The organism is Flavilitoribacter nigricans DSM 23189 = NBRC 102662, from assembly GCF_002646595.1.
Lineage (GTDB): Bacteria > Bacteroidota > Bacteroidia > Chitinophagales > Saprospiraceae > Flavilitoribacter > Flavilitoribacter nigricans.
The window spans coordinates 67,125-77,874 of record NZ_PDUD01000013.1 but is presented as its reverse complement, the minus strand read 5'-3'; the positions used below and the strand labels follow the sequence as shown (position 1 = coordinate 77,874).

Here is a 10,750-nt window from a genome sequence, read left to right as displayed (position 1 = left end):
CAAGTTGCGGCATATTCTGTCAGGTTGATTTCGCAAACCTGATAGATCCCAAGACAGAAAAGGTAATGTCCGGGGAAATGGAAATTTGCGAAGTTTAATTAATCACACAATAACGGCCCCTTTCTGGGCGCAAAACACGATTATGAATGTAATGGAAACTTTGGTATTCTGTATTGTTGTGCTGTACGCAGCAAATACCGTGATTAACTTACACAGACTCCTTAACAACAAAAAATAGGCCGATTTCGGCTATTCAAACAGACGTTAAATCAAACTATCAATATGTTATGTGGTGGAAGCCATCGCCCGAAAATCGCATCCGGGAATTACAGAAAGCCGGGGCGCTTATCGCGGCTGAGATTGACAGACTTAACCGAATCGAAAATGATTAAGTCAATACCGCGAATACAGGATACTCCGGGCGTCCGCTCCCGGCTCGATGAGATCGGCGTAAACATTGGCCCGAACTCAGACGGCAAAAGTACCGATGAGTGGCGATGTGAATACAAGAAGGGCGTATTCATGGTTTACGACTGGAAGGATGATGTCGATTTGCACGTAAAGCAGGTCAAAGGTGGGTACGCTACTGTAGAGGAATTTATTGATTATCTATTTCAACAATAACGGCCCTTTATGGGCAGAAAACTTTAACCCTATGTTAGAATACATCAATCAATTAAGCCCCGATCAAATCGAGTTCTGGAAGGCATGGTTCGGAACCGGATTAGTGTATGCGGTTATTTCCGGAATATGGCTCCATGATCCAAAACATGAATTTGCATGGGCGAATACCATTGTAACTGGCTTGGTGAAAATATGTTTTCCACCTTTAATGGCACTCGATATGATCGGATTTTTTAACCGTAAAAAATAGGCAAAAAATGAATACACCTAAGCGGATACAACGAAAACGGGTAAGAGGCTGGAAAATGCCAGCTAATGCTGTAAGTGTTACCCGGCCAGGTCGGTTTGGCAATCCATTTCCTGCTGAAAAATTTGGAAGAGAACGGAGTATTGAAATGTTCCGTGATTTACTAAATGGCAAGTGGTATAGTGATATGCACCCATACGGAAATGAATATATCAATAAACATGGATTGCCGAGCCACAAGCTAATTAAAGCCTTTTTAGGTGGAAAAGATTTGGCTTGCTGGTGCAAAGAGGGTGATCCATGCCATGCGGATGTATTAATCGAAATTGCAAATTCTTAAATAACGGCCGGAAGGCACAACCACGAATATGAAAGTAACAGACGGAAGGATTCTATCGCTTGGATTATTACTCGGACACCTTATTGCACTTTCTTTTAGTACACTTGGCGATCCGGTCCCAATGCACCATTGGTTTAGCTTAGTTGTTGTGTGCGGTGTGTTATCTGTACAGTTGAAAAATCTTTTTATCAAAGATGATGAGTCAAAATAACGGCCCGTTTTTGGGCAATCAATCAGACATTAAATCGAACTATCATGGAAAAGAAAACCATACCAGCCAGACCGCACTGCGATCACCTGCCGCCACCGGAAAATGATTATCCGGATCAGGCAGAGGTGATTGAAACAGGAATGCAACTCGATCCTAATTTCTTCTGCTTGGATGAAGATGATAAAGAGCGATGCTTAGTGCAATGCCCATTTTGCGAACGAGTATAAAACCGCCCATTTGCGCAGTGGGCCACTGTGACAGCGTGGAAAGATGAAGCAAGCCGCGTATCGGCTAGGGCTTCGTGATAGAGACACGCCAGGGCAGACTAACCGGGTGGCACCGGGACAGCGTTATTCGGATCAGAGTCAGTCGCCAACCAAAATGATCCCGTAGTTGTCGAGGCCCAAATTTATTTTATAACTAAAGAATAACGGCCCTTTTGGCCACAAACTAAATTACCATGAAACTGATATTATTGGCTATTATGGCAGTAGGGGCTTTGCTCTCTGCTCTTATGTTCCGGATTGGACGAAAAGCAAAACTAGATGATAGTCGCCCTGTTTGGAGTGGCGGCAAGGTATATCTCGCAATATCAATAATTGCATTCTTGATTTTTATAATCATTGATCTATGACTGGAGAAACAACACAAGTAACCGCCCGTTTTTGGGCAATCAATCAGACGTTAAAAAATACTATCAATCATGATGAACAAAAAAGAAGCATATCAAAAATTAATTCAACATGGACCATTCACTGATGATGGTGGATACGATTGGTCGTGGAATGATGGAGTATTGTATTGCGAGTGGCCCGGAGGTGGGAAAACATGGTCTTATTCATTTCCAAAACCCAAAGCATAATGAAAACATATTTTACCGCAGACTGGCACTTAGGAGAGGATCGGATTGGTATTAACGGAAAACCTGATTTTTTTGATAGACCAGTTTTTTCTACTGAGGAACAAGATAAGTTGATGATTGAAAACTTCAAGTCAGTATTTCGAGATGGGGACGAGCTTTACCACCTTGGAGATGTTGTGTACGATATGAGTGAAAGAACATTGCCGATACTTCGGGACTTAAAAGGTCGCTATCCTAATTCAAGATTTACCCTGATCACTGGTAATTACGATGATGGAAGAACAGGTGATTTAGGCTTGTCGCTCTTTGATTTTATTTACCCGGATAAGATTATTGACCTGCCTGGAATCGGAATAACTTACCTGAATCACTATCCTAATCAATGCTTAGATCAAGTTTATAATGCTGACTTGTGCCTAACTGCTCACATACATGGACTTTGGCGGGTTCAAAAAGGAATGATTAATGTCGGTGTTGATGTCTGGAATTATAAGCCAGTGAGTTTAGACCGACTTGCATTTTACGCTAACGCAATGAAAAATGTATACGACAACAATGTATTTGTTTATTCATCTTAAAAACGGCCGGAAGGCGCAACGATAATACCATGATAGATATAGAATCAGTTATTCGTGAAATAAAAGCCTTGCGGGAACATGCCACGGCGGAGGAAAAGGAACGGTTGGACTGGCATGAATTTCATCCTTCATCTGACGAAAACTGCATTTACGGGCTAATGACTGGTCATTGTGATTCGATTCGAGCAAAAGAGCTTGCGGAGATAGCAGGGAATAAAAAAGAAATTCATCCGTCCGGATGGGTTTATAAAGTATCTCCCTTGGAAGTTTTCATTCACGATTACGACGATTTCAATTTTGAAATCCTGCAATATATCAAGGGGGAGATTGACGTGCTTCCGGATCTGTCTTTAGCGCTTGGATTCGAAGATGAATTAACTGACTAATAAACCGGCCCTTTTGGCCACAAACTAAATTACCATGAAACTGATATTATTGGCTATTATGGCAGTAGGGGCTTTGCTCTCTGCTCTTATGTTCCGGATTGGACGAAAAGCAAAACTAGATGATAGTCGCCCTGTTTGGAGTGGCGGCAAGGTATATCTCGCAATATCAATAATTGCATTCTTGATTTTTATAATCATTGATCTATGACTGGAGAAACAACACAAGTAACCGCCCTTTAACAATACCACCATGCCAAAACCACTACTGCACCTCAATCTCAAACGGAAATGGTTCGACATGATCAGATCCGGAGAGAAAAAAGAAGAGTACCGAGAAATCAAACCGTACTGGAACCGTATTTTCGGCCAGGCCAATATCCTGATCAATGGCCGGTACTATCATCCTACCGATGTGATCATCTGCTTTGCGAACGGATACCGAAAGGATCGCCCGGAAATGTTATTCGAGTGTACAGGAATGAAGGTATCGAAAGGGCTCCCAGAATGGGGAGCTGAGCCGGGCAAACAGTATTATGTGTTTTCACTCGGTGAAGAAATACAATTGCCGGAAGCAGTGGAGTGTGAGATGGACGACTTACCCTTCTAACCAGTCCTTGCCCCCGGGATCCACACACCCTAATTTGCCAGAAAAAAAGACCATGCCAAAAGATATCGAACAACTCCGGGCCAAGAACCTGGCCAATGCTACCAAAACGGTAACGTATTGGGAGAAAGAATCTGAGCGGAATCAGAAATACCTTGCTCAGTTGAAAGCTGAGATCGAAGAAGAATTCGAGCGAGGTAAAGTGATCGCCAACCACCTGGCGGCCGCCAAAGAATACCTCCAGGACCTGGAGCAAGAACCCAACCTCTAGGCGATAAGCGCTGTTTATACGTGACTATTGACTATGCAGCCTCGATCATCCGATCGGGGCTTTTTTTATGCCTCCCCGGGAGGGGAGCAGGTTTTTATTTTCCGCCGCCGGCTATATATATATAATATCTTTATTTATACACCTCTTTACAAAGTAGACCTTGTGTTATTTTAGAAAAAGCTGGGACTTTGGGACTGATTGGCTGTAAGCCTTTGAAAGACAGCCTTTTATTAAGTCCCAAAAACAGTCCCAGGCAGTCCCAAAGTCCCAAAGTCCCAGACATGGGAAAACAGTCCCAGGCAGTCCCACCCCCTGGGACTGAATAACTCATTGATTATCAATGTATTTACAGTGGTCAGTCCCAAAGTCCCACTATTTTCCAATTCTCAGGCAGGTGTCTATTTGTAAAAATGGGGTCAGATTTGCCCTTTTCGGGGGGATTTTGTAGATTTGAAGTGCAGAACTAACAGAATTCATTACTTCAAAACCTTGTTGATGTACCGAAACACATTAAGGGATCATTGCATTGGAGCCAGAAGCCTCCTAAGATGCCGACGGGCTATTAGGCGGGCTATGTCTGGTAATATTCTTTTCTTCCGCAAGGTTGATCTGTTTGTTCTGCAGCCAATGCTTTGGTCCCACTTCATATTTCAATTATTGTATCATGCAGAACAAACAGACGTTACCAGCCTTGGTAAAAGATCCCTACACCGGCCGCCGTTACGACCTCGGTCCATTATTTTTCTACCTCAATGACAGCCGCATCAAGCAGCCGGCCGATCTGGCCCGGCATTTCGAGCAATCATCCGAATCGGTACCATTACTGATCGAAGATGATTCCCCGCACATCAGAGAGATGCAAAAGGCTTTTGAATTGCTCACCGGCCTGAAGCATGTCTTTCAAAGTATCCGGGAAGTAGATTAACATTGTAGCGAATTGCAGTATTTTTTAAGCGTATGGGTGTATAGCCCTGCTTCCCGGAGGGGGAGGTAGGGCTTTTTCTGTGTCCTAGCCAGTCCGCTGCAGCCCGCCTATATTGCACCCATAATTCCCTGAACATATCAACACTTAATCACCAAACCAAAAACCGAGCAGGGATATGAGAGGCCCAAAACAAGCGAGCATGAGCTTCGAGCAATTACTTATAGAACTAGGGAAGGCACACGGCGTCAAAGCGGCCTTGTCCATTGTATTGGCCTGGCTGGTCGGACATTTACTGCCGATCGCCGGGTTTCTGGCGGTTGGGGTGGTCTTAGTGATGAGCGACTGGATCACCGGCATATCCGCTGCCCTGCAGCAAAAGGAGAAGATTACCAGCCGGGGGCTGCTCCGAACGATACGAAAAATTATTTTCTACTGCCTGGCCATCGTGCTGGTGCTGATTGTAGAGACGACTTTCTTCGGATCCAAATGGATCGTGAGCATGGTCGCCACCTATATCGCCCTGGTAGAACTGTACAGCAACCTGGAGAACATCAGCAAGATCACCGGCACCAATGTGTTGGCCATCGTGCGGGAAGCCATCAACGGCCAATTGAAAAAAGTAAATCTGAAGACCAAGGTGCCGGCACCAAGCGACCAGCTGACGGACCTGGAAGAAGAACCTTCTCAAAACCATTCATCATGAGCAAAACCTAAGCTTACTTTCTGAATAAGGCCGATCAGCCGTCCAGTGGTGCACACTATCACCTGTTCATCAACTGGGGCTACAACGGTACGCACAAATACATCATCCGGGAACGGACGGTGAGCGGGGATGTGACCACCTACGCCTACTACAAAGCGGAAGGAGATGCCTCCGATATCGGCACCGACTGGACCGGCCGTGCGGCTTTGTCCTTCACCGATTTTTGCCCGATAGAATCCGCTCAACTGGTCAGCTAAGCGGTCCTTGAACGTGCAATTGTTCGGGGGCATCTTGCAGTATGATTAATCACAAAATAAACTGCTAAGCTTATGCAAAACCAAGACCACATCAATGTAGAAGGCATTGATGAGAGTAAAGTGGTAGCGGACATTCTGGGCACCAGCGTGCGCAGCCTGGTCAATATCGATACCAATCAGGATGGAGACATCCAGCTACTGGAAGGCCTCAACGCATTGCAGACGATCGCTGTTAAGGTGATCCGGCAACTGCCCGATCTCGCTGCACTGAAGCGTGAAGTGAAAGACTACACCGAAGGAGAGAAAGACGAACTGATCAGCGACCTGGCCGAAGAGATCGGATTGCCCAACGCCAAAATGCAGGCCCTGGTGATCCGGGCTGCACAGATCGTACTGGATGCCATCGACCTGATCATCGATGCCGGTCGGCCGGAGGAAGACTTCGAGACGACATCTGTAAGCGAATTGTGACCATATTCGTGGGATTATAATTTATTTGAGTGTATTTATTTGGCGAAAGGGCATCTTTTGGTGCCCTTTTTGCGTATATTGTAGGACCACTCAATGGGTTTAATAACCAATTATACCCACCATGAACATCGTTGCAAGCATCCCGGTGAAGGATCACCTAAAGACCTTTGCCCTCATCCTCGAAAATTGTGAAGAGGACGAAGTACTGGATTTGAAGAACGGCGGCGTGATCTGCTACGTACTCCGCATGATGCTGGAGGGCAAGATGAAGATGCCAGACCGGAAAGATTATCGGCTCAGCCCGGAGTATGGTGCCAGCCTGCAATTCAAGATCAACTCCAGCATGCTCGACCGCGGGGAGATTTCCATCAGTTCCCAGAATATCATCGTATTCAATCAATTCCTGCACAAACTTCTAAATGAATTATTGCTCGACCGGATCCTGGTGGCCCGGGAGAAGTACCTGAGCAAAGAGATCGATGTCATCCATGATTTTTTGACCGATTTTGAGATTGAAGAGCAATTGGAGTCGGATACATTAAAAAAGTCAAATTATAGGCTCCGAAAAGCTAAAAAAATACCGGGTTTTACTGAACGATGTGTCCTCCTGTGATAGAGTCCCGAATTTCGGGGCTCTTTCCTGCCTCTGCCAAAATCCTGCTGTCCTCTGTTTCTTAACACTTTAGCCTGTCCTTTCCTGATCAATCACCTCCATTTACCTTGCGATCATGTTGCAAGGATTATCATCATTTTGTGGACTTCGGAACCTGGGCGGCATGTACACGATCGAGTACGTGCCGACAGCCTGGATTGATTCCGGTAATTACGAAAAAATTCGTAGTGACGCGAACAATTGGCAATATGCTATACCGCTTCTCCCCGGTGCGAGCTGGCTGAGCATGCCCTTATTGCCCGGCGGGCGCAACTGGTCGGAAAACGGACAAGTAACCAACCAGGGCCCCCGCTATGATCAGGGTATTTCAGGGGTGGTACCGAAGCTCCGGCCGGCCGTAGCGCAGGAGATCATGCAGATGGAGCGGATCACCTTTCTGGTGCGGGGTACCGACCGCAACGGGCAGGCCTGGCTCATCGGAGATCTGCACGCTCCGCTATCCTTTGAGGCCCAGGCCGATACCAGCGACGAAAACGGACTCAATAACTACCGCATCAGCTTCCAGGGGGAAACTGCACTGCGTTCGCCCGGCTATGTGCCGGTATTCTAGTCCTAGTAATACCGTAAACAGAACATCATTTTTGTAAGCATATGAAAAAGCAATCGGATCAATACTTTCAGGTAATTTCCTCTGAGCAAGCAGACTCAGCGGATATTTTACTGTATGGCTACATCGGTCAGGATGACTGGTGGGATGAGGATCGCAAGGAAGAACGGATTACGGATATAGCTTTTATCCAAAAGCTAAGCGAGCTGGCAAGCCGCTACCAGCGGATCAACATCCGCATTAATAGCCCCGGAGGCTCCGTCTACCATGGTGATGCCATCATTGCTGCAATACGGAACTGCGAAGCTGAGATCCACACCTACAACGACGGCATGGCGGCCTCGATCGCTGCGGTGATCTGGCTGGCCGGTCACCAGCGCCACATGAGCGTGAATGCCAAGTTGATGCTCCATTCCACTTCTACCATCATTTACGGCACTGCCAAGGATCTCCGCCAGGCGGCTGATCAACTCGACACTTTCGATGCTGCCTCCGTGGCCGTTATCGCGGCTGCTACGGGCATGAATGAAGATCAGGTGAAGGAAATGTTCTTCGATTACGAAGACCACTGGTACGCCGCAAAACAATGCGTAGAGATGGGGCTCATTGGAGAGGTCGAACAGTACGAATCGCAAAATACTCCCGACAACGTGGAGCAGATGACGTATTCGCAACTACTGTCACACTTCAGCACCAAAGGAGATCAGGTAGCCCAGAATTGGCTGGGACGGCTCCGGGATCGTATCGGGCAGGTTTTTCATCCGGCTCCGGTTGCTTTACAAACAATTAATTCATCAAAAAATCAAAATTCCATGGACATCAAGGAATTTCAAAACAGCCTCGAACAGGGCGATATAAAACTGGAAGAAGTGATCCAGCATCTTTCCGACCAGGGCTACAAGGTGGAAGCACCGAAAACGCCCGAGCAGCAGGCCACTGAGTCGATGACCAGCACGGTGACCGCTGCCGTACAGGCTGCCATCAATCCACTGAATGAAAAGATCACTCAGCTGGAAGGAAAACTGGCCGAAATCGGTGCGCAACCAGGCGCAAATGCTACGCAGACCGCCACTCCGGCCCCACCGGATGCCAAACAGGCCTGGCTGCAGCAAAACGCCAAGGAAGCAAACGATTCCTTCACCAAAGCGACTGAAACCGGCGAGCGTGTGAAATTTTCATAACGCCGGCTTCAAAAGCATTTCTCAACCCAAAAAAAAATAAGGAAAGATGGCTCATAGCATTTCCATAGAAGCCACCGCGGCCACCCTGAATCAGGTTGCGGTTACTTATGATCGCACGATCCACCAGTCTCTGAAACAGGGCCTGGAATTCGAACGCGATCTCACTTTCGTACAGACTGAACACACCTTCAGTGCTGCGAATATTTCCATCACCGGCGGATTACAGCCTTACCAGGCGGCCTTCACTCCGAATAATGAGGAAGATTTCGACGCGGTAGAGAACGTATTGCAGCTCGGTAAGATCGACCTGGAATTCGATGCGCTACAGCTCGAAGAGTTCTATGCCAGCTGGGCTCCGCAGTTTTTTCAGTTGGATACTTCTCCGGATATGTGGGAGTATGCCCGCTACGTGATCGTAAACCACATCATGCCGCAATTTATGGACGACCTGAACGAGGCCAGTTATAATGGCGTTCGGGTGAATCCTACTCCCGGCACGGCGGGTACGGCGACTCAATCCTTCGACGGATTCAAAACCAAAATAGCCGCTGCTATTACGGCTGGATCCTTGACGCCGATCTCTACCGGTGCTTTGGCCTCTGATACGATCCACGACCAGGTTCGGGATTTTTGTTTCCAATTGCCGAAGCGTTACCGGATGAAGAAGGGCAAACTGCGGATGGCCTCTACCCGGGCCCTGGAATATGCCGAAAATTACGCTGAGAACAAGCCGCGCACCGTGGAAGTGACTACCAATCCGGATAATCCGGTATACCGGGTAGATCACTTCAATAAGGTGATCGTGCCGATGGATTGCATGGAAGGCAGCGATCGGATCATTTTCTGCCCGGACAGTACGGACAATATGATCATCGGTACCCGTACCGGTGAAAGCGTGTATCCACGTCTGCGTTTCCAGGTATTTGAACGCAAGCTGAAGGTATTGGCTGAATTCAGCCGCTTCTTCGGCGTTCGGTTCTGGGATCACATGTTTGTGAACGACCAGGCCTAATTGGTCGAACGGTTTTTCATTCATTTTTCAATCAAAAAAAATCTAAGCTAATCATGGCTGAAGAGAATAAAAAAGTAGCCGAGCTGGAAGCGCAATTAGCGAAGCTCAAAGAGGAAAACACCATCCTCCGAGACCAAAAGGTGTCTGGTAAAAACGACTTCACCGGCAAACAGGTCGAAGGCTCCCTGGAAGTGGAGATGATCGATACCAAAACCAATAAGTCGCAGAAGAAAAAGGTGGAATTCGTGCCTGGTGCCGTATGGTGTCGCACAGCCAATGGCGAAAAGGTATGGAGCGAAGACCTGATGGCGCTGGCTAATGGTAAGGAACTTACCAAGGAAGCCGCCCTGAAGTCTCCCGAGCTGATCAGTATGGATCAGAAGAAGGCCGCGGACTGGATTGCTACCCTGGCCCGACGTGGTGCAACCTTCCTGCGTGTAGTAGGCAGCGTAGTACTGTTGCTCATCCTGATGCTGAGTAGCATCACGGTAGAAGCGCAGCAGTTCCGCTCCGGCCATCTGGAGTACTTTACTTTGGATACGCTGACGAATGGCGGCACCATCACCTACCTGCCTTCCAAAAGCTCTACGGGCTTTGAGGAATACGATTATAGTTGGCAGGTGATCAACACCAATATCAGCGGTACATCCGCCGGGTCCATCATCGTGGAAGAAAGTTTGTTTTCCTCGGGTGATTACTGGACTCCGGTCGATACCGTCGCCATCGTTTCCGGCACCGCGCAGATCGCTTCCGGTACGCTCGGGGCGGTGAGACAACGCATTCGGGTAGTGGGCACGGGTACACAGAGTACGCAGGTACGGGTGGCCGCATTGTTCCGAAAGCGTGAATTTTAATCTA

General features: G+C 47.5%; 21 protein-coding genes. All 21 read left to right on the top strand.

Going from position 1 to position 10,750, the window contains the following annotated elements; translation table 11 throughout:
- Positions 1-384: 384 nt before the first annotated feature.
- The 21 genes from CRP01_RS09095 (at position 385) to CRP01_RS09025 (ending at position 10,746) form a co-directional block, all read left to right on the top strand.
- On the top strand, positions 385-624 hold the full coding sequence (locus CRP01_RS09095) for a hypothetical protein (RefSeq protein WP_099149719.1): 240 nt from the start codon (positions 385-387) through the stop codon (positions 622-624).
- Between the two features lie 31 nt (positions 625-655).
- Positions 656-874 carry a hypothetical protein gene (locus tag CRP01_RS09090; RefSeq protein ID WP_099149718.1) on the top strand — a complete coding sequence of 73 codons (219 nt, stop codon included), beginning with the start codon at positions 656-658 and terminating at the stop codon, positions 872-874.
- A gap of 7 nt (positions 875-881) precedes the next feature.
- Positions 882-1,211 (top strand): DUF4326 domain-containing protein, encoded by a 330-nt coding sequence (locus tag CRP01_RS09085; RefSeq protein WP_099149717.1) that lies wholly within the window; start codon positions 882-884, stop codon positions 1,209-1,211.
- A gap of 28 nt (positions 1,212-1,239) precedes the next feature.
- A complete protein-coding gene (locus CRP01_RS41850) occupies positions 1,240-1,422 on the top strand; it encodes a hypothetical protein (RefSeq protein ID WP_143473335.1) in 183 nt (60 codons plus the stop codon).
- A 44-nt stretch (positions 1,423-1,466) separates the two neighbouring features.
- Positions 1,467-1,649 (top strand): hypothetical protein, encoded by a 183-nt coding sequence (locus CRP01_RS41845; RefSeq protein WP_143473334.1) that lies wholly within the window; start codon positions 1,467-1,469, stop codon positions 1,647-1,649.
- A 233-nt stretch (positions 1,650-1,882) separates the two neighbouring features.
- Positions 1,883-2,056 carry a hypothetical protein gene (locus CRP01_RS42240; RefSeq protein WP_170110294.1) on the top strand — a complete coding sequence of 58 codons (174 nt, stop codon included), beginning with the start codon at positions 1,883-1,885 and terminating at the stop codon, positions 2,054-2,056.
- A 69-nt stretch (positions 2,057-2,125) separates the two neighbouring features.
- Complete coding sequence (locus CRP01_RS42235) at positions 2,126-2,284, top strand: hypothetical protein (RefSeq protein WP_170110295.1); 159 nt, start codon at positions 2,126-2,128, stop codon at positions 2,282-2,284.
- Positions 2,284-2,862 carry a hypothetical protein gene (locus CRP01_RS09080; protein WP_099149716.1) on the top strand — a complete coding sequence of 193 codons (579 nt, stop codon included), beginning with the start codon at positions 2,284-2,286 and terminating at the stop codon, positions 2,860-2,862. The genes CRP01_RS42235 and CRP01_RS09080 overlap by 1 nt, the downstream gene beginning before the upstream one ends.
- Positions 2,863-2,891: 29 nt before the next feature.
- Positions 2,892-3,248 carry a hypothetical protein gene (locus tag CRP01_RS09075; protein ID WP_099149715.1) on the top strand — a complete coding sequence of 119 codons (357 nt, stop codon included), beginning with the start codon at positions 2,892-2,894 and terminating at the stop codon, positions 3,246-3,248.
- Positions 3,249-3,282: 34 nt separating this feature from the next.
- Positions 3,283-3,456, top strand: coding sequence for a hypothetical protein (locus CRP01_RS42230; protein WP_170110294.1), 174 nt, complete (start codon positions 3,283-3,285; stop codon positions 3,454-3,456).
- Between the two features lie 42 nt (positions 3,457-3,498).
- Positions 3,499-3,855 (top strand): hypothetical protein, encoded by a 357-nt coding sequence (locus CRP01_RS09070; RefSeq protein WP_099149714.1) that lies wholly within the window; start codon positions 3,499-3,501, stop codon positions 3,853-3,855.
- 52 nt (positions 3,856-3,907) lie between these two features.
- Positions 3,908-4,123, top strand: coding sequence for a hypothetical protein (locus tag CRP01_RS09065; protein WP_099149713.1), 216 nt, complete (start codon positions 3,908-3,910; stop codon positions 4,121-4,123).
- A 664-nt stretch (positions 4,124-4,787) separates the two neighbouring features.
- On the top strand, positions 4,788-5,048 hold the full coding sequence (locus CRP01_RS09060) for a hypothetical protein (RefSeq protein ID WP_099149712.1): 261 nt from the start codon (positions 4,788-4,790) through the stop codon (positions 5,046-5,048).
- Positions 5,049-5,247: 199 nt separating this feature from the next.
- Entirely contained in the window at positions 5,248-5,751 is a 504-nt protein-coding gene (locus CRP01_RS09055; protein WP_170110293.1) for a phage holin family protein, read from the top strand.
- Positions 5,752-5,870: 119 nt separating this feature from the next.
- Complete coding sequence (locus CRP01_RS42225) at positions 5,871-6,008, top strand: hypothetical protein (protein ID WP_170110292.1); 138 nt, start codon at positions 5,871-5,873, stop codon at positions 6,006-6,008.
- 72 nt (positions 6,009-6,080) lie between these two features.
- Complete coding sequence (locus CRP01_RS09050) at positions 6,081-6,479, top strand: hypothetical protein (RefSeq protein ID WP_099149710.1); 399 nt, start codon at positions 6,081-6,083, stop codon at positions 6,477-6,479.
- A gap of 121 nt (positions 6,480-6,600) precedes the next feature.
- On the top strand, positions 6,601-7,092 hold the full coding sequence (locus CRP01_RS09045; RefSeq protein WP_099149709.1) for a hypothetical protein: 492 nt from the start codon (positions 6,601-6,603) through the stop codon (positions 7,090-7,092).
- A gap of 163 nt (positions 7,093-7,255) precedes the next feature.
- Complete coding sequence (locus CRP01_RS09040) at positions 7,256-7,702, top strand: hypothetical protein (protein WP_099149708.1); 447 nt, start codon at positions 7,256-7,258, stop codon at positions 7,700-7,702.
- A gap of 41 nt (positions 7,703-7,743) precedes the next feature.
- Entirely contained in the window at positions 7,744-8,880 is a 1,137-nt protein-coding gene (locus CRP01_RS09035; RefSeq protein WP_099149707.1) for a head maturation protease, ClpP-related, read from the top strand.
- Between the two features lie 46 nt (positions 8,881-8,926).
- A complete protein-coding gene (locus CRP01_RS09030) occupies positions 8,927-9,892 on the top strand; it encodes a hypothetical protein (protein ID WP_099149706.1) in 966 nt (321 codons plus the stop codon).
- A gap of 53 nt (positions 9,893-9,945) precedes the next feature.
- Positions 9,946-10,746 (top strand): hypothetical protein, encoded by an 801-nt coding sequence (locus tag CRP01_RS09025; protein WP_099149705.1) that lies wholly within the window; start codon positions 9,946-9,948, stop codon positions 10,744-10,746.
- The last annotated feature ends 4 nt before the right edge of the window (positions 10,747-10,750 follow it).

Coding starts and splice junctions, on each gene's coding strand:
- CRP01_RS09090 (WP_099149718.1), top strand. CDS start 656: ATGTTAGAATACATCAATCAATTAAGCCCCGATCAAATCGAGTTCTGG.
- CRP01_RS09050 (WP_099149710.1), top strand. CDS start 6,081: ATGCAAAACCAAGACCACATCAATGTAGAAGGCATTGATGAGAGTAAA.
- CRP01_RS09060 (WP_099149712.1), top strand. CDS start 4,788: ATGCAGAACAAACAGACGTTACCAGCCTTGGTAAAAGATCCCTACACC.
- CRP01_RS42230 (WP_170110294.1), top strand. CDS start 3,283: ATGAAACTGATATTATTGGCTATTATGGCAGTAGGGGCTTTGCTCTCT.
- CRP01_RS09040 (WP_099149708.1), top strand. CDS start 7,256: ATGTACACGATCGAGTACGTGCCGACAGCCTGGATTGATTCCGGTAAT.
- CRP01_RS09030 (WP_099149706.1), top strand. CDS start 8,927: ATGGCTCATAGCATTTCCATAGAAGCCACCGCGGCCACCCTGAATCAG.
- CRP01_RS09070 (WP_099149714.1), top strand. CDS start 3,499: ATGCCAAAACCACTACTGCACCTCAATCTCAAACGGAAATGGTTCGAC.
- CRP01_RS09035 (WP_099149707.1), top strand. CDS start 7,744: ATGAAAAAGCAATCGGATCAATACTTTCAGGTAATTTCCTCTGAGCAA.
- CRP01_RS09025 (WP_099149705.1), top strand. CDS start 9,946: ATGGCTGAAGAGAATAAAAAAGTAGCCGAGCTGGAAGCGCAATTAGCG.
- CRP01_RS09055 (WP_170110293.1), top strand. CDS start 5,248: ATGAGCTTCGAGCAATTACTTATAGAACTAGGGAAGGCACACGGCGTC.
- CRP01_RS09085 (WP_099149717.1), top strand. CDS start 882: ATGAATACACCTAAGCGGATACAACGAAAACGGGTAAGAGGCTGGAAA.
- CRP01_RS42240 (WP_170110294.1), top strand. CDS start 1,883: ATGAAACTGATATTATTGGCTATTATGGCAGTAGGGGCTTTGCTCTCT.
- CRP01_RS09080 (WP_099149716.1), top strand. CDS start 2,284: ATGAAAACATATTTTACCGCAGACTGGCACTTAGGAGAGGATCGGATT.
- CRP01_RS09095 (WP_099149719.1), top strand. CDS start 385: ATGATTAAGTCAATACCGCGAATACAGGATACTCCGGGCGTCCGCTCC.
- CRP01_RS09045 (WP_099149709.1), top strand. CDS start 6,601: ATGAACATCGTTGCAAGCATCCCGGTGAAGGATCACCTAAAGACCTTT.
- CRP01_RS41850 (WP_143473335.1), top strand. CDS start 1,240: ATGAAAGTAACAGACGGAAGGATTCTATCGCTTGGATTATTACTCGGA.
- CRP01_RS09065 (WP_099149713.1), top strand. CDS start 3,908: ATGCCAAAAGATATCGAACAACTCCGGGCCAAGAACCTGGCCAATGCT.
- CRP01_RS41845 (WP_143473334.1), top strand. CDS start 1,467: ATGGAAAAGAAAACCATACCAGCCAGACCGCACTGCGATCACCTGCCG.
- CRP01_RS42235 (WP_170110295.1), top strand. CDS start 2,126: ATGATGAACAAAAAAGAAGCATATCAAAAATTAATTCAACATGGACCA.
- CRP01_RS09075 (WP_099149715.1), top strand. CDS start 2,892: ATGATAGATATAGAATCAGTTATTCGTGAAATAAAAGCCTTGCGGGAA.